Origin of the sequence: Idiomarina sp. HB, from assembly GCF_048059115.1 — a bacterium.
Classification (GTDB): Bacteria; Pseudomonadota; Gammaproteobacteria; order Enterobacterales; family Alteromonadaceae; genus Idiomarina; species Idiomarina abyssalis.
Genome location: NZ_JAYLVU010000003.1, coordinates 22,586 through 44,541, shown reverse-complemented (window position 1 = coordinate 44,541; position 21,956 = coordinate 22,586). Strand labels below are relative to the sequence as shown.

The 21,956-nt window shown below is 46.0% G+C and carries 24 protein-coding genes and 1 tRNA gene; 17 read left to right on the top strand and 8 right to left on the bottom strand.

Features of this window, described 5'->3' with window-relative positions; all coding sequences use genetic code 11:
* Positions 1-450 carry a DNA polymerase III subunit chi gene (locus VBY75_RS09590; protein WP_416512221.1) on the bottom strand — a complete coding sequence of 150 codons (450 nt, stop codon included), beginning with the start codon at positions 448-450 and terminating at the stop codon, positions 1-3.
* Position 451: 1 nt separating this feature from the next.
* Entirely contained in the window at positions 452-1,957 is a 1,506-nt protein-coding gene (gene pepA, locus VBY75_RS09585) for a leucyl aminopeptidase (RefSeq protein ID WP_199495024.1), read from the bottom strand.
* 133 nt (positions 1,958-2,090) lie between these two features.
* Here pepA and lptF point away from each other — a divergent pair, with 133 nt between their 5' ends.
* Positions 2,091-3,200, top strand: a complete 1,110-nt coding sequence (gene lptF, locus VBY75_RS09580) for an LPS export ABC transporter permease LptF (RefSeq protein ID WP_416512218.1) — start codon at positions 2,091-2,093, stop codon at positions 3,198-3,200.
* Complete coding sequence (lptG, locus tag VBY75_RS09575) at positions 3,200-4,270, top strand: LPS export ABC transporter permease LptG (protein ID WP_199496430.1); 1,071 nt, start codon at positions 3,200-3,202, stop codon at positions 4,268-4,270. Before lptF ends, lptG begins: the two co-directional genes overlap by 1 nt.
* 17 nt (positions 4,271-4,287) lie before the next feature.
* Here lptG and VBY75_RS09570 read toward each other — a convergent pair whose 3' ends face one another.
* Positions 4,288-4,797, bottom strand: a complete 510-nt coding sequence (locus tag VBY75_RS09570; protein WP_054489157.1) for an RDD family protein — start codon at positions 4,795-4,797, stop codon at positions 4,288-4,290.
* 197 nt (positions 4,798-4,994) lie between these two features.
* Between VBY75_RS09570 and VBY75_RS09565 the strand changes: the two genes are divergently transcribed.
* Positions 4,995-5,080: transfer RNA gene (locus VBY75_RS09565), tRNA-Leu, on the top strand.
* A gap of 70 nt (positions 5,081-5,150) precedes the next feature.
* Here VBY75_RS09565 and VBY75_RS09560 read toward each other — a convergent pair.
* Entirely contained in the window at positions 5,151-5,738 is a 588-nt protein-coding gene (locus VBY75_RS09560) for a hypothetical protein (protein WP_416512215.1), read from the bottom strand.
* Positions 5,739-6,325: 587 nt separating this feature from the next.
* Here VBY75_RS09560 and rnr point away from each other — a divergent pair.
* From rnr to dnaB, 11 genes are all read left to right on the top strand, one after another.
* On the top strand, positions 6,326-8,635 hold the full coding sequence (gene rnr / locus VBY75_RS09555; protein ID WP_199494390.1) for a ribonuclease R: 2,310 nt from the start codon (positions 6,326-6,328) through the stop codon (positions 8,633-8,635).
* Entirely contained in the window at positions 8,632-9,378 is a 747-nt protein-coding gene (gene rlmB / locus VBY75_RS09550) for a 23S rRNA (guanosine(2251)-2'-O)-methyltransferase RlmB (RefSeq protein ID WP_199494391.1), read from the top strand. The genes rnr and rlmB overlap by 4 nt, the downstream gene beginning before the upstream one ends.
* Entirely contained in the window at positions 9,368-9,799 is a 432-nt protein-coding gene (locus VBY75_RS09545; RefSeq protein ID WP_199494392.1) for a signaling protein, read from the top strand. Before rlmB ends, VBY75_RS09545 begins: the two co-directional genes overlap by 11 nt.
* Positions 9,800-9,936: 137 nt before the next feature.
* Entirely contained in the window at positions 9,937-10,287 is a 351-nt protein-coding gene (gene rpsF, locus VBY75_RS09540; RefSeq protein WP_054489148.1) for a 30S ribosomal protein S6, read from the top strand.
* Positions 10,288-10,311: 24 nt separating this feature from the next.
* Positions 10,312-10,611 (top strand): primosomal replication protein N, encoded by a 300-nt coding sequence (gene priB, locus VBY75_RS09535; protein ID WP_011235167.1) that lies wholly within the window; start codon positions 10,312-10,314, stop codon positions 10,609-10,611.
* 10 nt (positions 10,612-10,621) lie between these two features.
* Positions 10,622-10,849: a 30S ribosomal protein S18 gene (gene rpsR, locus VBY75_RS09530; RefSeq protein ID WP_011235166.1), complete on the top strand. Its 228-nt coding sequence runs from the start codon at positions 10,622-10,624 to the stop codon at positions 10,847-10,849.
* Positions 10,850-10,890: 41 nt separating this feature from the next.
* The gene (gene rplI, locus VBY75_RS09525) at positions 10,891-11,343 is read left to right on the top strand and encodes a 50S ribosomal protein L9 (protein WP_054489146.1); all 453 of its coding nucleotides are present in this window, start codon (positions 10,891-10,893) and stop codon (positions 11,341-11,343) included.
* A 134-nt stretch (positions 11,344-11,477) separates the two neighbouring features.
* Entirely contained in the window at positions 11,478-12,002 is a 525-nt protein-coding gene (locus VBY75_RS09520; RefSeq protein ID WP_222235647.1) for an RNA polymerase sigma factor, read from the top strand.
* On the top strand, positions 11,995-12,510 hold the full coding sequence (locus VBY75_RS09515) for a hypothetical protein (protein ID WP_287818112.1): 516 nt from the start codon (positions 11,995-11,997) through the stop codon (positions 12,508-12,510). The genes VBY75_RS09520 and VBY75_RS09515 overlap by 8 nt, the downstream gene beginning before the upstream one ends.
* A gap of 13 nt (positions 12,511-12,523) precedes the next feature.
* Positions 12,524-13,486, top strand: coding sequence for a DUF4097 family beta strand repeat-containing protein (locus VBY75_RS09510; RefSeq protein WP_271331808.1), 963 nt, complete (start codon positions 12,524-12,526; stop codon positions 13,484-13,486).
* 95 nt (positions 13,487-13,581) lie between these two features.
* Positions 13,582-14,976 carry a replicative DNA helicase gene (gene dnaB / locus VBY75_RS09505; RefSeq protein WP_199494396.1) on the top strand — a complete coding sequence of 465 codons (1,395 nt, stop codon included), beginning with the start codon at positions 13,582-13,584 and terminating at the stop codon, positions 14,974-14,976.
* Between the two features lie 6 nt (positions 14,977-14,982).
* Here dnaB and VBY75_RS09500 read toward each other — a convergent pair whose 3' ends face one another.
* From VBY75_RS09500 to zur, 4 genes are read right to left on the bottom strand one after another with little or no spacing between them, the layout of a single operon-like run.
* A complete protein-coding gene (locus VBY75_RS09500; RefSeq protein WP_199494397.1) occupies positions 14,983-15,453 on the bottom strand; it encodes a chemotaxis protein CheX in 471 nt (156 codons plus the stop codon).
* Between the two features lie 3 nt (positions 15,454-15,456).
* Positions 15,457-15,963 (bottom strand): DUF6702 family protein, encoded by a 507-nt coding sequence (locus VBY75_RS09495; protein ID WP_199494398.1) that lies wholly within the window; start codon positions 15,961-15,963, stop codon positions 15,457-15,459.
* Positions 15,956-18,286, bottom strand: coding sequence for a M1 family metallopeptidase (locus tag VBY75_RS09490; RefSeq protein ID WP_199494399.1), 2,331 nt, complete (start codon positions 18,284-18,286; stop codon positions 15,956-15,958). Before VBY75_RS09490 ends, VBY75_RS09495 begins: the two co-directional genes overlap by 8 nt.
* 41 nt (positions 18,287-18,327) lie before the next feature.
* Complete coding sequence (zur, locus tag VBY75_RS09485; RefSeq protein ID WP_054489128.1) at positions 18,328-18,768, bottom strand: zinc uptake transcriptional repressor Zur; 441 nt, start codon at positions 18,766-18,768, stop codon at positions 18,328-18,330.
* 157 nt (positions 18,769-18,925) lie between these two features.
* Between zur and dusA the strand changes: the two genes are divergently transcribed.
* The 3 genes from dusA to VBY75_RS09470 all read left to right on the top strand — a co-directional run bounded on the left by dusA (position 18,926) and on the right by VBY75_RS09470 (position 21,750).
* A complete protein-coding gene (gene dusA / locus VBY75_RS09480) occupies positions 18,926-19,924 on the top strand; it encodes a tRNA dihydrouridine(20/20a) synthase DusA (protein WP_416512208.1) in 999 nt (332 codons plus the stop codon).
* 173 nt (positions 19,925-20,097) lie between these two features.
* A complete protein-coding gene (locus VBY75_RS09475) occupies positions 20,098-20,355 on the top strand; it encodes a hypothetical protein (RefSeq protein ID WP_054489123.1) in 258 nt (85 codons plus the stop codon).
* 183 nt (positions 20,356-20,538) lie between these two features.
* The gene (locus VBY75_RS09470; RefSeq protein ID WP_404813281.1) at positions 20,539-21,750 is read left to right on the top strand and encodes a dipeptidase; all 1,212 of its coding nucleotides are present in this window, start codon (positions 20,539-20,541) and stop codon (positions 21,748-21,750) included.
* The last annotated feature ends 206 nt before the right edge of the window (positions 21,751-21,956 follow it).

Sequence of the window (21,956 nt, the reverse complement as noted above, 5' to 3'; positions counted from 1 at the left end):
TTACTTCTGTTCGGATGTCAGGGGCTCGGTATGCATTTGGCAACCTCTGGCCCTGTAATGTTTGTATCGCTCGCGAGCTACTTTTTTGCCATTGTCATCGGCTGGAACTGTGTCATAAAGTTTCTGGCTCTGTTGAGCTTGTACCGGAATGTCTTCAGCCAGGTTAAACAGGGCGTAACCGGGTCGGCTTTTAATGTCGCCAGACTCCGGCCAACAAAGTTCTACCGGCGCTCCGGTAGCCGGACCTTCCCCAAGCAAATTATGCGGAATAAAGGCATCACTTGGTTGTTGCCATAACAGTTCGTCCAGCGCTTCCGCCTGTTGTTGATTGCGGGCCCAAACCCGCAACCTTTTATGCTTTCTGTATAGCTCCGCTATCTTATCGCAAATTAACCGATTTTGCTCGCCTTCAGCTTCGTCAGGCATTAAGAAAAAAGTGGCTGAGGGCATCTTACTCTGCGACCTCTGCGCTGCACCGGTTAATTAAAAACTGCGTTAATAATGGCACCGGGCGGCCTGTTGAGCCTTTGTCTTTACCACCTTGCCAGGCCGTACCGGCAATATCCATGTGCGCCCAATTGTATTTCTTTGTATAGCGCGATAAGAAACAAGCGGCGGTAATGGTACCGGCTTCGCGACCACCAATGTTAGCCATATCTGCAAAAGGGCTGTCCAGCATTGACTGATATTCATCCCATAGCGGCATGCGCCAGGCTTTGTCACCACTTTGTTGGGCAGCATTTAGAATTTCGTGAGCTAGCGGGTTGTGCTGGCTGAGCACGGCAGAAGCGTGACTGCCTAACGCAATAACACAAGCACCGGTCAGCGTGGCTAAATCAATCACGGACTCTGGCTCGAAGCGTTCGATGTACGTCAGGGTATCGCAAAGTACCAGTCGGCCTTCTGCGTCGGTATTCAGTACTTCGACTGTTTGGCCGCTCATGGTGGTTAGAATGTCACCCGGGCGGTATGCTTTGCCATCTGGCATGTTTTCACAACCTGCCACAGCGCCAATAACGTTTATGGGAAGTTGCAGTTCAGCAAGAGCCTGCATAGCTCCTAAAACGCCGGCAGCACCGCCCATGTCGTATTTCATTTCATCCATATTGGCGGATGGTTTAATGGAAATACCGCCCGAATCAAATGTCAGGCCTTTACCGACCAAAACTATGGGGGGCTGGTCATCGGGTGCGCCGTTGTAATGCATTAAAGTTAGTACTGACTCATGTTCTGAACCACGGCCAACGGCTAAGTATGCGTTCATACCCAGCTTTTCCATTTCGGCTTCTTCAACGGTGCTAACCGTTAAATTGTCGTAATTTTCAGCCATTAATTTGGCTTGATCGGCTAAATAACGAGGTGTACAAATGTTAGGTGGCATATTTGCTACGTTGCGGCAAATATCCATACCCGTAGCTACGGCTAACGCGTGTTGCACAGCTTGTTCGCCCAAAGCCAGCTCTTTTCGGCTTGGAACATTAAAGACCAATTTACGCAACGGGCGTCGAGGTTCTTCTTTTTTACTCTTAAGCTCGTTAAAGTTGTACAATGTTGCCCGCGCAGCTTCTACGGCCTGACGAACCTTCCAGTAAGTATCGCGACCTTTAACGTGCAGCTCACTAAGAAAGCAGACCGCTTCCATTGAGCCGGTTTCGTTCAACGTGTTCATAGTGCGGGCTATAATTTGGCGATACTGGCGCTCATCAAGTTCGCGCTCTTTACCGCAGCCGACCAGTAATACCCGTTCGGCAAGAATATTGGGGACATGATGTAACAGCAGAACCTGACCTGATTTACCTTCAAGGTCTCCGCGGCGCAATAAGTTGCTTAAATAACCATCACTGACTTTGTCTAATTGTTCGGCAACGCCAGACAGACGACGAGGTTCAAACACGCCAACAACGATGCAAGCAGAACGTTGTTTTTCCGGATTACCACTTTTGACGCTGAACTCCATGACAGTGCTCCTGTTTCAGGTGGCTTCAATGCCTGCTATAGTTTCACTATAAAGACACTTTGTTGTTAAAATAACAAGTTTACTTAAAAATCACAGCTATTCCAGTAAAAACCTAAGTTATGAGTGAACGCCAGTGCGCATATTCCGCTATTTGATCAGTGAAACATTGAAGTCGCAGCTTGCTGTGCTTTTTATCCTGATGACGATTTTTGTCAGTCAGAAGTTTGTCCGTGTTCTGTCGGATGCATCAGAAGGGGATATTCCCGGCGCAATTATTTTTCAGCTTCTGTCGCTGAACCTCCCTGCATTAGTGTCTCTGATTCTGCCTCTTAGTTTGTTTTTGGGTATTTTACTGGCTCATGGACGTATCTATGCTGACAACGAAATGACGGTTCTGCACGCCTGTGGGGTAAGTGAGTGGTATGTAACCCGGGTGACTTTGGTGCTGTCATTAGTTTTAGCTTTGATAACAGCTTCTTTCACTTTATGGTTAGTGCCCTGGTCACTCGATCAGGAACAAAAGCTGGAAGACAGAGCTCGTTCAGAAAGTGGCTTAACGGCTTTAATGCCGGGACGCTTCCAACAAGCAAGTAACCGCAAAGCAGTCATATTCGTGCAAAGTGTCGCTGATAATGGCGACCTTGAGGAAGTTTTTGTGGCGCAGCATACGCACAGTCAGGGCGAGTTACAGTCGGGTAGTGTGGTTATGGCAAAGACCGGTAAAGTAATCAGTGAAACAACGGGGTCGCAATGGCTTGAACTGGGTGAGGGAAAACGCTACGCCGGTGACAACGACAGTTATCAGATGATGTCGTTTGACAGTTACCAGCTTCAAATTAAGGAGCAACAGGCCAGTGAGCAATTACGAAAACTCGAAGCCTATCCCACTGTGGAGTTAATGTCGCAAACTGAACCGGCTGCGGTTGCTGAACTGCAGTGGCGTATTGCGATTCCTCTGGCTATGCCGTTATTGACACTTATTGCTGTACCGTTAAGCCGTGTGAACCCTCGTCAGGGTAAGTTTGGACGAATGGCCCCGGCTTTACTCATTTATTTAGGCTATTTCCTATTGCTTATGGCAGCTAAGTCGGCCATACGTGACGGCGTCATTCCTCCAGTTATCGGGTTATGGTGGATACACTTCATATTACTGGTGTTTGGCTTAGTGTTGATAGGTAAAGGCAGACCTGTTGGCTTGAGATTATTGGCAAATCTACGCTTCGGCGCGGCTCGGGGGCAGTGATGTTTAGTATTCTAGATAAGTACATTGGTCTTGCCGTACTACGAACCTCGCTGTTAAGTCTTGCTGTATTAACCGGTTTGTCGTCTTTAATTCGCTTTGTCGAGCAACTGAAATCGGTTGGTCGTGGCGACTACAACGTTATGGATGCTGCACTTTTCGTCTTTTACAGCTTGCCCAGAGATGTTGAAACCTTCTTTCCAATGGCCGCTTTACTCGGTGGTCTCATTGGTGTGGGTATGTTGGCGAGCAGCTCTGAGCTTGTGGTTATGATGGCGGCAGGACGTTCCCGCTTGAATATTATTGGTGCGGTAATGAAATCAGCCATTATTATGATGGTTGCAGTAATGGCGATAGGCGAATGGATAGCACCACCCATGGAATCTCAGGGGCGCGCTATCCGCTCACAGGCTATTTCAGGGGGCAGCTTAATTTCGGCACAACAGGGTGTCTGGGCAAAAGACGGTTCTGACTTTATCAATATTGGTGAAGTTGAGGACACCGGACGTCTGAACGATGTTCTGATTTATGACTTTAATGATAATAGGGAATTGCAACAGGTAACCTACGCCCGAACAGCTAATTTTAGCGGCGACAAATGGCGTATGCAGGAGGTGACGGTTACGCAAATGACGGAAAACCGTATGCTACGCGATGAAAAAGCTAATATGGCCTGGCAATCAAGCTTGACGCCCGATAAGCTCGGGGTCGTGACCATTAAACCAGAATCACTTTCTATTAGCGGGCTACTGGATTACCTGACGTACCTGGAAAGCAACCAACAGTCTGCGGAACGTTATGAACTTGCTTTATGGCGTAAGCTTTTTGCTCCAATAACTGTGGCTGTTATGTTGTTGGTCGCTCTGTCGTTTATCTTTGGACCTCTGCGTTCGACAACGATGGGCGCAAGGGTCTTGTTAGGTGTTATCACCGGCTTCGGATTTCATGTGAGTAATGAGATTTTTGGGCCTCTGGCACAGGTTTACCAAATTCCGGCTATTTTAGGAGCATTACTACCGAGTATGTTGTTTGCGGGGATTGCGGTCTACTTTATGCGTGGGCGCACGGCCTGACAACAGGCCGACCACACTTAAAGTTCGTTCCAGTAAAAAAGTTGGTTCGCTTCTTTCGAAAGGGTGACAACCTCTGTTGCTGCGGCGTAATCCTGCCAGGCTCTTCGGTTTTTAAAGTCAACAAGAACCCAAAGATTCCCGAGACCTCCGCAGCAGGTCAGCAACCTTATGAATACCTGGCGGTTGGTTAAGCGTGAGCCGTCACGGTTTTGCAGTTTTAAACGCCAGGCGCGCATGCCTAGTGTTTGTCCTGAACGTTTCCAGAACCAGCCAAAAAATACCGCAACAACAGTAATAAGATATAAGCTGTACCATGGCCCCTGAGCCAGCCAGGCGGCGTGATCCATATCGTCCGATAGCACCAGCCAGTTGAAAGAGGTTAGTAGCGCGGCAAAAAGTAACGCTAACGCAGACGCCAGCATAATAATTGCTGCAGCAACTAAAAGGTCATAAACCCAGGCTGCCAGTCGTCTGGTAAAGCCAGCACTGGGAAAGCTGGCGTGTAGTCTTTGTGCTTCAGAACTCATGCGGAACTCATTTAAATTAAATGTATCTGGATCATATCATGAGCTAAGCTGACTGACAGCTGTCTCAGTTGTACAAGGAAGCAACAGTTAGTCATATTCTCGGTGATTTTCATGAATTATTGCTTGATTAGCGATGCTTGACGGGTATAATCCCGTCCCGTTACTTAATTACGTAACGCATTCACCTTAAATGGCATGGCGCTGTGGTGGAATTGGTAGACACGCCTGATTCAAAATCAGGTTCCTTCTGGGAGTGACGGTTCAAGTCCGTCCAGCGCCACCAAGTTTTCCCCTCGTAATTCGTATTAAAAAAATGCCAGAAGCGCACAGGCACTTCTGACATATAAGCGATTTCAGTCAATGACCTCATGATGATTTATCGCTGAAATAATCTCAGCAAAAGTTGAGGGCAAGTGATAAACGTTCACTGACTCACCTGTTAACTCAGCTATTCTAAGTGATGACACTACACCACAGACTTCTCCATTGTTAATTACGAGAAGAAAGTCACGCCCGCTGGCTTTGAGAGTCGCCGCAGCGTCTCCTACTTTAGCCTTTGTTAAGCTTTCTAGTTTAACTTGTGGTAATGCGAGAAGAGGTAACATCAACTCTTTTACCGCCAACTCTCTCCACCCAATTTGGTTGACCGTACTTAGTTGGGTCGCTTTGCGTCCGTGAAGTTCGCGAAGCGCCAGTAAACCTGTCATTTCACCATTTTGGTTTTTTATGCAGGCATAACGACGGTTGGCATTCCGGAGTTTCTGTTCGGCGTCGCTGACCAATGTGTTCTCCGTTATTTCCAGAGGAGACACTTTAGTGAAATCGTCAACAGCATGCATGGCGCTATCGTGCCAGCTAATGACTGGCTGATGATCATAGTTGTGGTGTATTGCAATTTTATCGGCTGCAGAAGACCATTGAATTTCTTTAAACTCACTCATGACAAACTCCTTTAAAAATTAGAAAGTACAGAATTCTTAAAGGTGAGTGGGTGGTCCTCTAACGAGGTGCCAATTCCATTGGGTAAGTTTCGATTCAGTTATTCTCAAAGAGATTGGAGCAAGCGCTAAAACGTTTTGAAAAACTCTTGAGGCAGAATCGATTGATTTATCGAGTTCGGGGTCTTCAGCCTGAACCTCAGAAATTGACGATGTCAGATCGACAACGAAAACGGTGTCAGAGTGTTGCTGAGTCGTTAGTTGGCTCTTGCTGCTACCAGATAAAGCGTAGCTGCATGCACTAAAAGCGATGAGTAATAAACACAACAGTACCTGAGAGCTCCATCTTTGGAGCAAGCTGAATTCAGTTGTTGCTGCTGCGTTTTTTAGCATTTTCTGATCTTAGTAAATGTTTCAGCTATCAAATTAGAGTATATCGAACGATTCGACAACTCATTCTTTATCTATTAGAGGGGGTATGGGTACGTTTTGTTCAAAATACAAGCGAAGCACTGACATTATCCTTTTCAGCACGTATACTGTCCGCATCGGTCGTCCTTAACCGTGCAACCATACATATATAGGATTCTATGTCAGATAATCAGCAGAACAACAATACGCCAGACTACGAAGTCGAAATTCCAAGCCGCGAACAGTTATTGGAACTTGTTACTTCCAATAATAAACCTGTTCATTTTGACGAGTTTATTCGCCATTTCAACCTGGATGACGAACGTCAGGCTGTTGGCTTAAAACGTCGGTTGCGGGCAATGGAGCGCGACGGGCAGCTTATTTACAGTAAAGCAAATGCTTATGGTCTGCCTGAGCGTATGGACTTGATTAAAGGTCGTATCATTGGTCATAAAGACGGTTTTGGTTTCTGCCAGACTGAAGACGGCGGAAAAGATCTCTTTATTCCGCATCACCAAATGTATTCTGTATTACACGGCGACCGAGTACTCGTTCAGCCTAGTGGTAAAGACAGTCGGGGTCGCACCGAAGGGCGTATTGTACGTGTTACGGAGCCAAGAGACAGTAACATTGTTGGCCGCTACTTCATTGAACACGGTTTAGGTATTGTAGTGCCGGACGATGGTCGCATTAGTCAGGATATCCTCATTCCGGATGCGGATAAAAGTGGTGCTCGTCACGGTCAGTTAGTTGTTGTAGAGATAACTCGTCGGCCAAGTCGTCGAACCAGCCCCATAGGCCGGGTGACCGAGGTTCTGGGTGAACATATGGCGCCTGGCATGGAAATTCAGGTGGCTATTCGCGAGCACGATATTCCCACTGAATGGCCATCAGAAGTTGATGAAGAATTAAAAAAATACAGTGAAGAGGTTCCGGCAGAAGCTTATGAAGGACGTAAAGACCTACGTGAACTTCCGCTTATTACTATTGATGGTGAAGACTCTCGCGACTTTGATGACGCGGTTTGCTGTGTGCCTGAAGAGAAAGGTTGGCGTTTATGGGTCGCTATAGCCGATGTTTCCTATTATGTACGGCCCGATACGGTGCTTGATAAAGCCGCGACTGATAGAGGGAATTCGGTTTATTTCCCCAGTAACGTTATTCCTATGTTACCGGAGAAGCTTTCAAACGGCTTATGTTCATTGAACCCCGATGTTGACCGTCTGTGTATGGTTGCAGAGATGGAACTGGGGCCTCGTGGGAAACTGAAATCGACTCAATTCTACCCGGCAGTAATGAAAAGTCATGCTCGTCTGACTTACAACAAAGTTAAGAAGTTGCTTGATGGCGACGAAGAGCTGCAACAACAGTATCAGCATGTGATGGACAACGTTCAGGAGCTTGAACGTCTTTACAATGCGTTAAGTGCTGCCCGCAAACGCCGTTCGGCTATCGAATTCGATACGCAGGAAACCCGCTTCATTTTTAACGCTGAGCGTAAAATTGAAAGTATCGAGCCTGTTAAACGTCATGTTGCTCATAAAATTATTGAAGAGTGCATGATCATGGCTAACGTGGCATCCGCCCAGCTTATTGAGTCTGACAAAGAAATTGGCGCGTTATTCCGTGTGCATGAGACTCCGGCGGATGAACGTCTGAACAACTTCCGCAGTTTTCTTGGTGAACTCGGCCTGAATCTCGAAGGTGGTGATGAGCCCTCTCCGAGGGACTACGCGACACTGCTTGAACAAGTTAAAGATCGTCAGGATCACGAACTTATTGAGACTATGTTGCTGCGTTCAATGCAACAGGCCGTTTATCAGCCTGAGAATAAAGGCCATTTCGGTCTGGCATTGAAATCTTATGCACACTTTACTTCACCTATTCGTCGTTATCCCGATCTGATTTTGCATCGTGCGATAAAAGCTATTCTGCGCAAAAATGAAGGCGAAGGTAAAGGGCTTGTCGGAGCCTGGGCTTATTCGGAAAAACAGCTGGATGAACTGGGCGTGCATACCTCAATGACAGAACGTCGGGCAGATGATGCCACTCGTCAGGTAGATGAGTGGTTAAAATGCGAGTTCATGCTCGACCATATTGGTATGGAGTTTGAAGGTGTTATTTCATCTGTTACTAACTTTGGTTTATTTGTTCGTCTTAGTGATTACCAAATTGACGGGCTTATTCATATTAGTAACCTCGACAATGACTATTACCATTTTGATCAGCAAAAAGGGATGTTAGTTGGCGAGAACAGCCACAGCGTATTCCGTCTGGGTGATAACGTTAAAGTGAAAGTTAAAGACGTAAACCTCGATGACCGGAAAATTGATTTAACCTTACTGGAAGCGACGAGCCCGGGTGGCAAAAAGCGCAGTATGCCGGCAAAAGGTTCTGGAAAGGGTAAACGTAAGGGTCAACCCAGAGGCAAGGGTGGTCAACGGAAAAACACAAACCGCGGTGGCGGTAAAGGACGTAGTAAGTCATGAGCCAAAAAGTGACTGTGTTTGGCCTGCACGCAGTGCGGGCTATATTAAAAAACCACCCGGATCGTTTGGTTGAGCTCTATGTTTCTAAAGAGCGCCAGGACGATTCTGTGCGTGACATTGTAAACCAATGTCATGCGACGGGTGTACGTCCTCAATGGGTGCCTAAACAAGCTCTGGAAAAAAGGGCCGAAGGCGGCAATCACCAGGGGGTTGTTGCAACGGTTCAGTCTCCACCCACCTTAACGGAGCAAGATCTTCCGGGGTTATTGGAGCAAAGCCAAACCGCAGCGTTGTTTCTGGTGCTTGATGGCGTAACTGACCCGCATAATTTAGGGGCCTGTTTGCGTACTGCAGATGCCGCTGGCGTAACCGCTGTTATTGTCCCTAAGGATAAATCGGCACAGATTACGCCAACGGTACGTAAAGTCGCTTCTGGTGCGGCAGAAAACGTGCCTATGGTTGTTGTTACAAACTTAGCGCGGGCTCTGCGCGATATTCAGGAGCTGGGCGTCTGGGTATATGGTACGGCAGGGGAGGCGACTCAGTCAGTCTATGATGTCGATTACCGCGGACCGGTGGCTTTGGTGATGGGCGCTGAAGGAAAAGGAATGCGCCGTTTGACCCGCGAAACCTGTGACGATTTAGTATCTATTCCTTTATCTGGCAGTGTCAGTAGTCTGAATGTTTCAGTAGCCAGTGGTGTGTGTCTATTTGAGGTAGTCAGGCAGCGCAATGGATCTTAAACGTCGCCTTTTGCCTATTGCTATTGCTTTAGGCATGGTTGCTGTGCTCTTTGTAAGCTGGACGCCTAACTGGGAATCTCCCACCTGGTTGCGCTCAGAAAAGCCTTACGTTGCTTTTCATTTCGAACTGCAGGATAACGCTGAAAAGTCCGTGGAAAATTTGGCTTTTGATATCAGTAATCGCCTGGAAGTCAGACACGAATGGCACAGGGTCGAGGACAATAACGCTGAGTGGCAGGTGAATCTGGCTTTTCAGAACCAACAGGACGCGATACAAATTGATGCCACTGTAAGACGTCAGGAAAAGATTGTTGATCATATTGTTGTACGCGGAGAAAGCGCCGTGGCTAATGAGTTAGCCGACCGCATTGTTGCCCTGCTCAGTTCCCGTATCGAAAAGGCTCATAAAAACGCCGATTAATTTGCAATCGGCGTTCATTTTAGTTAGTATCGCGCGGCTTAAATCAGCCATATTTTAATTTTATTGAATGTGTTCCTTGCTTCTATGTTAGTGCGGCTGAGCTAAACTGAGGCTATACGAACCAAAAGGAAACTGTAATGCGTCATTACGAAATCGTATTTATGGTCCACCCGGACCAAAGCGAGCAAGTACCTGGCATGATCGAGCGCTACAGCGAAACGATCAAGCAAGGTGGTGGTCAAATCCATCGTTTAGAAGACTGGGGCCGTCGTCAATTGGCTTACCCAATCAACAAACTGCATAAAGCACACTATGTTCTGTTGAACATTGAAGCGTCTGCAGAAGTTGTGGAAGAGCTGGAAACTGCATTCCGTTTCAACGATGCAGTCTTACGCAACATGATCATGCGTAAGAAAGAAGCTATTACAGAGCCTTCGCCGCTGACTAAGCCGAAGGAAGATCGTAAAGGTGACAGTGAAGCAGCGTAAGCTTGCTGACTTTCTATAACCCTTATGAATCGACTGCATTTAACCGGAACACTTGGCAAAGTACCTAAGCTGGAAACCAGCCCTTCAGGTATTGAGCATTTACAATTAGTGATTGAACATCGGTCTATGCAACCGGAAGCTGGTATGAATCGTCAATCTTATGTGCGTATTCAGGTCGTTTTAAGTGGTGAAGGTTTACAACACTGGTTAGAAAAATTGACGGTGGGTTGTGAAGTTTTAGCAGAAGGTTTTCTGCACCGTCACGAGGATAGCAATGGCTCACCTCGTTTGGTACTTCATGCTCAGCATCTCGAATTGATTTAAGGAGACCATCATGGCTCGTTTTTTTCGTCGCCGCAAATTCTGCCGCTTTAAAGCAGATGGCGTAAAAGAAATTGATTATAAAGATATCGCTACGCTTAAGAACTACATTACTGAAACTGGTAAAATCGTTCCTAGCCGTATTACTGGAACATCCGCTAAGTATCAGCGTCAGTTAGCGCGCGCTATCAAGCGTGCTCGTTATTTGTCACTGCTGCCTTATACTGATTCACATCAGTAAGCTAGCACCGGTTCGATTACCAAAAGTAGAGGTAGCGAGAAATGAATGTCATTTTGTTAGATAAAATTGCTAACTTGGGAAGCCTTGGCGATCAAGTCAGTGTAAAATCAGGTTATGCACGTAACTTTCTTTTCCCACAAGGAAAAGCAGTACCGGCAACGAAAAGCAACGTTGAACTGTTTGAACAACGTCGTGCTGAGTATGAAGCTAAATTAGCTGATCACTTAGCTGCTGCCGAAGCCCGTGCTGAAAAAGTTAATGCTTTAGATACAGTTACTATTGCCTCTAAAGCAGGTGATGAAGGCAAATTATTTGGTTCTATCGGTACTCGTGACATCGCTGATGCAGTAACAGCTGCAGGCGTTGAAGTGAAGAAGAGCGAAGTATTAATGCCGCACGGTACACTGCGTGAAGTTGGTGAGTTCGATATCGAATTACATTTACACGCTGATGTATTTGCGAACATCAAATTGAAAATTGTAGCGGCTGAGTAAGTCACTATAGTTTTTAGAAAAAGCTGCCTTATGGCAGCTTTTTTTTTGGAAAATTTTCATTCGTGTAAACCTTTCCTGTGTAAGTGTCGTCTAAACTCACAAAGCAATTATAAAGTGGTATCAGGGAGATAACCTTGCAACGTGAACCAGCCAGTGATGACGTGCTATTAGCGGCGCAAGGTGACGTGGACGCTTTTCAGCGACTGTATTACCGACATATAAAGCAAGTGTATGGATTAGTGCTTAGACTCTGTGCTGATAAGGCACTAGCAGATGACTTAGTTCAGGAAGTTTTTGTGCAACTCTGGCAAAAATTAGGCTCTTTTCGGGGCGAATCAAAATTTAGTAGTTGGTTGTATCGAGTAACAACCAATATCTGCCTAACCGAAATACGTAAACAAAAGCGATGGTTTTCAAGGTTTACCTCTGACAGCAAAGAGACTTCAGAACCAATAAATGAAGGTAACCTCGATGTGAGCCAACTGGATAAACTGATTTTAAAATTACCGGAACAGACTCGGCAGGTCTTTGTTTTACATGCTTTGCAAGGTGAGTCCCATCAACAAATTGCCGACTGGCTGGGAATTGCGCCAGGCACCAGTAAAGCGCAGTTTCACCGGGCTCGTAAACGTTTAGAGGAGTGGCTACAAGATGAGTGATAACAAACAGGCTCAAAACCTTGAAGACCAACTCGAACAGATTAAAAAGGAGGGTATTGAGCCTCCTCAAGACTTCTGGCCGGTGATTGAGAACCGACTGAGTCACTCCGAGCCTCTGGCAAAAAAAGGGCGGGGTTTTTGGTCTGGTGCGGTAGCCGCCAGTATTGTTATTGCTACCTTCATGGCAGGATGGCAGCTTAGTGTGCCGAAGTCATCGGATAATCCCGTGACCGGGTACTATTTATTGGCGGAAAAAATGAATGCAGAGCAACAGGCACAAATATATAGCATGCGTGTTGGCTATGAAACGGCAGGTTACCGACAGATGAATGGTAATACTGAGGAGAATTTAACCCAGCTGGCTTTTGCCAGAGAAGAAATTACAGAGTCCCTGCGCAAAACTCCCGGAGACCCGAATTTATTGGAATTATTGCGTTGGGTTAATGAACAGGAATTAGAGTTACTTAGTCAATCTTATACGTTGACCAAGACCGTACAAGAAATCTAACCAGGAGTTAAAAATGAAAAAAATATTAACCATAGTTGGTTTATCGCTACTTATGTTCGGTTCTGCTATAGCGGCTCAGGAAAAGGTGGATGAAACGCTGGCTGTTTCACCAGCGGCAAGGGTCTCTATTGATAATATGAGAGGGAAGGTTGAGCTTATAGTAAATGACAAAGATGAAATTCGGGTTGTGGGAAAACTCGATGAAAAAGCGGAAGACTTTGTTTTTGAACAGAGGGGGACAGGGGTTCACATTAACGTAAAAGTACCTGAACAAAGAGGCTTTAACTTGTCTTCAGACGACTCTGAAGGTTCAGATCTCAAAATATACCTGCCTTCATCTATGGATATTAGTGTCAATGGTGTCTCCATGGATGTCTCTGCAAATGACTTTGATGGCGGCCTGGAAATCCGCTTGGTTAGTGGTGACATAGAGGTCAGTAGCATCAAAAACCGGGTGCTTTTAAAGACTGTCAGCGGTGATATCGATGCTGAAGAACTTGAAGGAGAGGTTCGCTTCGAAACCGTTAGTGGCGACATTATGGACATTAACAATGGTTCAGAGTCAGCGACTTATCAGTCAGTAAGCGGTGATATTACCAGCCAGTCAGATTCTGTTACGGAACTTACAGTGCAGTCAGTTTCAGGCGATATTGATGTTAAAGCCGGTGTACTGCGCAAAGGGAAAGTGACAACAGTCAGTGGCGACGCCATACTGACCGCCGGCTTGCACAGTACTGCTCGCATAGAGTCCAGTTCGGTAAGTGGTGACTTAACCTTTAAGTGGATGGGCGATATTCATTCCAGCTTTAATATTAAGTCTAATGCGGGTGGTGAAATTACCAACCGACTAACTGATGATAAAGCTAATGAAGCAGAGTGGGGACCATCGTCCAGACTCGAGTTCTCTGTCGGTGATGCAAGTGCGGATGTTTCGGCGACAACCGTTAGCGGTGAAATTACACTCGATAAAAATTAAATACTTCAGTTAAGCCTTGCTGTGCTTTCTAAATAAGAGGGGATTTTGTATAGTAATCCCCTCTTATTATTTCCCTTGGCGAGACAACTTTCCTCATGGCAGAGAAGTCAAAAAAACGCGACGCATCCATAGAAGCTTTAAGATCAGCTCCACATTCAATTGAAGCCGAGCAGTCCGTTCTTGGTGGACTCATGCTGGACAATGATGCCTGGGATAATGTCGCCGGCAGTGTCATCGCAGAAGACTTCTATCACCGCTCGCATCGACTCATTTTCAAAGCAATGCACGAGCTTGCGCAGCGTAGTCAGCCAATGGACTTAGTTACCGTCTCTGAGACCCTGGAAAGCTCTGGTGAATTAGAACAGGTTGGCGGGTTCGCATACTTGGGAGAGATTGCAAAAAATACACCAAGTGCCGCTAATATACTCGCCTACGCAAATATTGTCCGCGAGCGAGCGGTATTGCGCGAGATGATAGGTGCAGCAAATGAAATTGCTGAGTCCGGCTATGATACACAAGGGCGCAGCAGCGCAGAGCTTTTAGACTTAGCCGAATCTAAAGTCTTTCAGATAGCAGAGAAACGTGTCAGCTCAAGTGAAGGGCCGCAAGGCATTAACCTGATTTTGCAGCGCACGGTTAGCCGTATTGAGCAATTAAGTAAACTGAAAAACAATAATGGCGTAACCGGTGTGTCGACCGGCTTTACCGACTTAGATCAGATGACTGCCGGGTTACAACCTTCCGATTTGGTGATAGTTGCAGCACGTCCGTCTATGGGTAAGACAACCTTTGCCATGAACCTGGCTGAGAATATTGCACTTAATGACGACCGCCCGGTGTTGGTCTTTAGTTTAGAGATGCCAGCCGAGCAGCTGATGATGCGTATGCTGGCATCGCTAAGCCGGGTTGACCAGAATAAGGTGCGTACGGGTAAACTTGAAGATGATGACTGGGCGCGCATTGCGTCGGTCATGAATATGCTAAATGACAAAAACAATATTTACATAGACGACTCTTCAGGCCTAACGCCTACCGAAGTCCGTTCCCGCGCCCGCCGCATTCATAGAGAGCACAAAGGTATTTCTATGATTATGGTCGATTACCTTCAGCTCATGACAGTGCCGGGCATGTCGGAGAACCGGACACTGGAAATCGCCGAGATCTCGCGCTCTCTAAAGTCGCTGGCGAAAGAACTGGAAGTGCCGGTTGTCGCGCTATCGCAGCTTAACCGTTCCCTGGAGCAACGCTCGGACAAGCGTCCGGTTAACTCAGACTTACGTGAATCAGGCTCTATTGAGCAGGATGCGGATGTTATTATGTTTATTTATCGGGATGAGGTTTATCATCCCGACTCAGCGGAGCAAGGCCTGGCGGAAATTATTATTGGTAAGCAGCGTAACGGGCCTATTGGTAAGGTAGAGCTGAAGTTCCATGGCCAATTATCGAGGTTCGATAACTATGCCCGCAACATTAGCGACGACCGTTACTAATCGTCGCTAGTTAATTTTGTCGAAGCAGATTTCAATATAAGCTTTTCCGGCGACATGATTGAACGGCATAATCAGTTTTGAACCTTCTGATTTGTGCGAAATGGTATGGTCCTTTCCGGATACTACTATCGGTGTTGCCATATCAAAATCATAGCCTTTTTCACCTAAAGTTTTTTTTGCGCCACCAGTGACCATATTGGTGATTTCACCGACCATGTCACACACATCTTCATTAATTGAGTCCGGCAGCTCGCCTAACATCTTGTTCATTATTTCACAGGCTAAGTTCTCTTCAAAAGATATGGAAAATGAGCCTTTAATTTGCGGTCCAACCATACCGATGATGCCCGATACATCCCCACGAGCGTACTCATCTTTTTTAAGCTGCGCCTTACCGGGTTTCAATTCCATTTGAGCCATCATCGACAAGACATTTTGCAGTGCTTGAAGAAATGGATTTACGAACTCGGCATTCATTGTTTATTCCTTTATATCTTGCTGACACTTAATGGTGTCAGATGTGTTTTCAATGGTTAAAATTAGACTACGATTACCATAGTCATCAACAACATTGATAGTATTTACCTGTGCTGAAAAATTGTTCATCAAAAGCGTATTGGATAATGTCCACCTGCACAGGTTATCACGCTTAGGGACTTCCTGATAAATCCAAATTTTCTGATAGTCTGCTTCAAAACCTACCCAGCTTGGTTTAACGGCTTCTCCCTGAGAGTCAGTGAGTTGAAATTCTTCATTTACCCAGTTACGAATTTGCTTTTCCGCATCTTCTTGCTCAAGTCTGAAGGCTTTACCCAGCCGCTTTTTCAGCGCCTGCTGTACGTCGTGCAAAGTATATTGATGCACAATTTCAATAGCATCGGTGTTCTTGTTGGTGCTAATTTCGGTCAACCCAAAAAAGTACCGATGCGCTGATACCGAGGGTATCAGCGCAAAAGTCAGAACAATAGCAGCAACGAATTTAATCATCGTTACCTGACTCCAACTCCTGGTTATAGTCTTCCATCATGCTCTTATTACGGTCATCTCGTTTGAAAAGCTCAATTCGTGATGGTACAGCACGAGCCGGCCAATAATTATTATCGGTGTCTACGTCTGCTGTTTCCCAGTTAGGGTCAACAATGACCTGAGTAAGCGTTTTATCACGGATTAATAACTTACTGACGCTCTCTGGTGAACGTCGCCAAACTTCAGCAGGAATACGAACATGCTCTTTAGTACCGTCTTCATAGTGAAGGTCTAGCAAGATAGGCATAACTAAGCCGCCTTTGTTAGCAAAGTCGAGCACATAGAAATTACTGCCGTTTTCCAGCATTTGTTTCTGTTCGTCATTGAGTCCTTCAATGAGTTTTCTGTATTCGTTACGGTCTGCATTAGTTACCGTAAACTCATCGTTTTCATTATAGAAGTCGGCAAGCTGTGGTTGTTGATGAATTTTGTAATTAACATCGGCGTTGCGCTTGGTGGTTAAAGACTCAGGCTCTGCATCATGTTGTTTTTCAGCCCAGGCCTTTTCAACTTCCGGATCCTGAGTATTAATCGTTAACTGGTTAACTTGTTCTAATGAAATATCGACATGGTCAGTCGAATAGAACCAGCCGCGCCAGAACCAATCCAAGTCGACCCCTGAAGCATCTTCTAAGGTTCTGAATAAATCTTCTGGTGTCGGGCGTTTAAATTTCCAACGCTGCGCGTATTCGCGAAATGCGAAATCAAACAGGTCGCGACCGACAATAGTTTCACGCAGTATATTTAGAGCGGTAGCTGGCTTCCCATAGGCGTTATTACCGAACTGCAGGATAGACTCTGAGTTGGTCATAATGGGCATCTGGTTACTACTGGCCATGTAACGGGTAATGTTACGCGGCTCACCACGCCATGAAGGGTAATCTTTTTCCCATTTTTGTTCAGCCAGGAATTGCAAATACGTGTTTATTCCTTCGTCCATCCAAGTCCATTGACGCTCATCCGTATTGACTATCATCGGGAAGTAAATATGACCAATCTCGTGAATAATGACCGAAATAAGGCCGTATTTCGTGCGTTTGGAGTAGTACTTCTCACCCGAGTCTTCGTCAACGTATGGACGAGGGCCATTGAAGGTTATCATTGGGTACTCCATACCACCGACAGGCCCATTGACTGAAATTGCTACCGGGTAGGGGTAGTCAAAGCTATAGTCATTGTAATGCTCAATGGTGTGGATAATAGAAGCCGTTGAGTAACGCTCCCATAAAGGGTTGCCTTCTTCGGGGTAGAAGGACATAGCCAGTACATCAGTGTCGTTTTTCTTGTAGCCCTGAGCGTCCCAGATAAATTTGCGTGAGGAAGCCCAGGCAAAATCACGAACTTTCTCAGCTTCAAAAATCCAGGTTTTGGTTTCGCTGGTCCCTTCTTTTTGGTTCTCCAGAGCTTCTTCTTCGGTAACAATTTTTATTGGTTCGTCGGCGTTACGTGCAGCTTCCAGACGCTGGCGTTGGATGGACGTCAGAACATCTTCCGGGTTCTGTAAAACACCGGTAGAGGCAACAATGTGATCCGCCGGAACCGTAATTTCTACACGGTAGTCACCGAACTCCAAAGCAAACTCCCCATTGCCGACAAACTGTTTGTTCTGCCAACCTTCAGCGTCATAATACGCTGCCATACGAGGGAACCACTGTGCCATTTCGTACAAGTAGTTGCCGTCTTCTTCAAAGTATTCGTAGCCGCCGCGACCGCCCAGCACCTCAGCTTCAATGATGTTGAATTGCCAGTTGATATTAAATGTGACGCTATCACCACTTTTTAGCGGCTCACTGAGATCAAGCCGTAACATGGTGTCGTTAACATAATGCGCAAGCGGTTCACCATTTTCTTTACTGATTTCAGTAAGCTCATAGCCAGCAGGAAAGCTTTCCTGAGTTAACATACTTTCCATACGGGAAAAACTAACACGCTCTAAACTTCCTGTGGCCCGGCTTTGTGGCCCGATAGAGTCCTTTTTGAATCGGTTTTGATCAAGCTGAACCCACAAGTAACGCAGGGTGTCTGGTGAGTTATTGGTGTAAGTAATGGTGCTTTTAGCGGTAATACGTTGATTCTCGTCATCTAACGCGACCTGGATCTTATAATCGGCTTCTTGTTGCCAGTATGCGTGGCCGGGCGCTCCGGACGCTGTCCGGTAGATATTTGGACTGCGAAATTTGTCGTCGTTCAGTTGACGGAACTTATCCTCGAATGCCTGGGCTGTTGCCGCTTGGTTTACGGTAAAGCAAACCGCTGCAGCCGCTATAAGATGACTGAGTTTCATTGTGCTACCTATTGTTATTTATTATTTATGGGTACAACTATTCAATGGCACTTAGCGCACAAGCCATGTGCCTCTATAGTTTGGTTTTGAACTTTAAAGCCTTGATCTTCCGCCTGGTGCTTTAACTCGTCATAAACACCCTCAGACTGAATTTCCTGAACGTCTCCGCAGGATTCACAAATGAGCATTTGCACAGGATGCTGATGATCAAAATGTGAGCAAAGAACAAAGCTGTTTGATGATGTGATTTTATGAACGAAGCCTTGCTCTTGTAGAAAGTCTAAAGCGCGATAAATAGTAGGAGGTTTTGCGTTTGGCATGACCTCACGCAGTTGATCGAGTAAATCGTAGGCTCCGACAGCTCCTGAGTGCTCAGCGAGTATTGCAAAAACTTCGCGCCGGGCATTTGTGAGTCGGGCACCGCGTTGCTGGCAGAGCTTCTCTGCTTTATGTATCAATCGTTGTGCTTCTTGAGCTGTCATTGTCTACTACTATTTAAGATCGTTCTGGTCATTGTAGAGAGTTTTACAGGCAAGGAAAAGGGTTTTACGGAAGAGGCTGCTTAGTCGCCTATTCTGAGTTAAAATGTCAGGCAATTACTCGAAATTTATTGACTAACTTTTTAACCGGGTGGATGTTTTGGCTGTACCATATTCTTACAAGCTCTCAGTAGCGCCTATGCTGGACTGGACCGATCGTCACTGTCGGTACTTCCATCGTTTACTAACATCAACCACACTTCTTTATACTGAAATGGTGACGACTGGCGCTATTATTCATGGCCAACAGGATTTTTTAGCATTCAACTCAGAGGAACACCCCGTTGCGCTTCAATTGGGAGGCTCTGAGCCTGACGCAATGGCTCACTGTGCCGCTTTAGCCCAAGAGCGGGGCTATGATGAAGTTAACATTAATGTTGGTTGTCCTTCTGACCGGGTTCAGAATGGAAGTTTTGGTGCATGTTTAATGGCGGAACCTAAAAAAGTAGCTGATTGTGTGAGAGCGATGAAAGCGGTTACCGATATTCCCATAACGGTAAAGACCCGACTCGGAATAGACCATCAGGACTCCGATGACTTCCTTTATCAGCTAACTGATGCCGTAGTCGCAGCAGGTGCCGACCAATTGACTTTGCATGCGCGCAAAGCTTGGTTACAAGGCCTGAGTCCTAAAGAAAATAGAGATATTCCCGAGTTGCAATATGAGCGTGTTTACCGGGCACAACAGCGGTATCCCGGTATTCCTGTTTCGATTAATGGCGGAGTTGCAACTATTGAGGACGTTAAAGAGCATTTAGCTCAAGTTCAAGGTGTGATGATAGGGCGCGCGGCTTATCAGAACCCCTGGTTGTTGACTGAGTTGGATTCGTTGACGGGTGTTGAGCGGTCAGAGTTGTCCCGGGAAGCGATTGTTACCGCAATGATACCTTATATCGATAACCATATCCGTCAGGGTGGCCGAGCATGGCACGTGGCCAGACATATGCTGGGACTCTTTCAGGGAATGGCCGGGGGGAAGCGTTGGCGACAGTATCTTAGTGTGAAAGGTCCGAGGGCGACTTGTGCAGAGCAATTGCTTTACGGTGCCTTGGCGTTTCGGGATGACCACAGTCAACATGTTTCGTCACTAACCTCATAAATACACTAAAAATTAGTGAAAAACACTAACCTGCTGAAGGTAAGGTTTTTACTGTTAGTTTACTAAATCCATATAAAACAATATCTTAAATAAAATTAAAAAGCTGGCACAACCTTTGAATTAGTTAGTGCGACTTAACTAACGCACTGTCATTTATTCAAAGGAGAAAAATTATGAAAGCGTTAATCGTAAGTGTTGTCAGTGGTGTTATGTTGTTCAGCGCATCGGCTTCAGCTGCCGATGATAATAGAGATTCTATCGCTGCTGAGATACAAGCTCAGATTGCTGAAATATCAGAGCAAGGTATGGAAACTATCAAGCAGTCAGTTTCTGATTCTATTCAGGAGTGGGGCCTTGAATTGTTTTCCAGTCTGCAGTTGACTGAAACTCAAAGTAAAGCGTCCGAAGAAAAAAGTCAGCAGACTCAGTAGGGAGCTCCCATGATTTTATTAGATCAATGGTGGCTCATTTGGTTGACCGCGCCGGTATTAGGAACGTTAGTCGTCGGCGCTGTCATAAGTTTCAGCGCATCCCTAATGCGGCACAGCTAGACTTTTGGTACTCTGCGTATATCTCGTTATAACAATAAAAGAGGAATACGTATGTTTAAGTCTCTGATAGCCGCGTCCGTGCTGGCCGTAATAACTGGCTGCGCAACAGCCGCACAGCCCACAGAAGGTAACGCTGAACAAGCAAAGTATACAGCGAGTGATAAAGCTGAAAGGCTGGCAAAAGAGTACCTTCTGGTTGATACACATATTGATGTGCCTTACCGAATTCACGATAAATGGGAAGATGTAACAGAAGCGACTGCCGAAGGCGATTTTGACTACCCTCGCGCTGTTGAAGGCGGCCTGGATGCGCCTTTCATGTCAATTTATATTCCAGCTTCTTATGAGCAAAGCGGTGGCAGTGTTCAACTGGCTCACGAACTTATTGATGGCATGGAAGCTCTGGTTGCACGAGCCCCTGATAAGTTTGCCATGGCTTATAGTACGGATGACATCCGTAGTAATAAAGAGCAAGGGCTAATGTCTATTGCTCTGGGGATGGAGAATGGGACACCAATTGAAGGTGACCTTGATAACTTGCACATGTTTTATGAGCGTGGCATTCGCTACATTACTCTGGCTCACTCATTATCTAATCACATTTCTGATTCCTCTTATGACATTCGCCGCCAGTGGGATGGTTTAAGCCCCTTTGGTAAGGAACTGGTCAAAGAAATGAACAAAGTTGGCGTTATGGTTGATGTTTCTCACATCTCCGATGAGGCGTTCTACCAGGCCGTCGAAATTAGTGACGTGCCAGTCATAGCTTCGCATTCGTCGCTGCGCTCATACACCCCCGGTTTCGAGCGTAATATGAGCGATGACATGCTAAAAGCTTTAGCGGAAAATGAAGGTGTTATCCAGATTAACTTTGGTTCATCGTTTTTGGCTGAGCAGGCAAACCGTTACCGCGATATGATGAAAAAGCGTATTAATGCTGTAAAAGAGCAGTATGGTGAAGACAGCGATGAAGCCAAACGTCGCATTAAAGACATAGAGGCAAATAATCCGTACCCGTTTGCGACATTAGATACAGTTCTGGACCATATCGACCACGTGCGCGACTTAATTGGCGTTGAGCATATAGGTATTGGCTCAGATTATGACGGTGTCGGTGATTCATTACCGGTCGGCTTAAAAGATGTATCTACCTATCCAAACCTTGTTCAGGGCTTAATGGACAGAGGGTACTCAGATAAAGAAATTGAAATGATTCTGGGTGGTAATTTAATGCGTGTTTGGGAACAAGTGGAAGACTACGCCGAAACACATTAAGGGCTTGACACCCGGCCGTGAATCGGTATAATTCGCGGCCACGTCTTTTGAGTTTATCGGCTTTGGCCGTGTAAAAGGCGTTCGACAACAGTCCCGATTGGGGACTGAACGGTTGACGTAGAATGTCGCACCCCCGGTATGTGCCAGGGAGGTTGCGATTTTCTGTGCTCTTTTTTAAATGCTCTTTTATTGAGGCTTTGATTTAT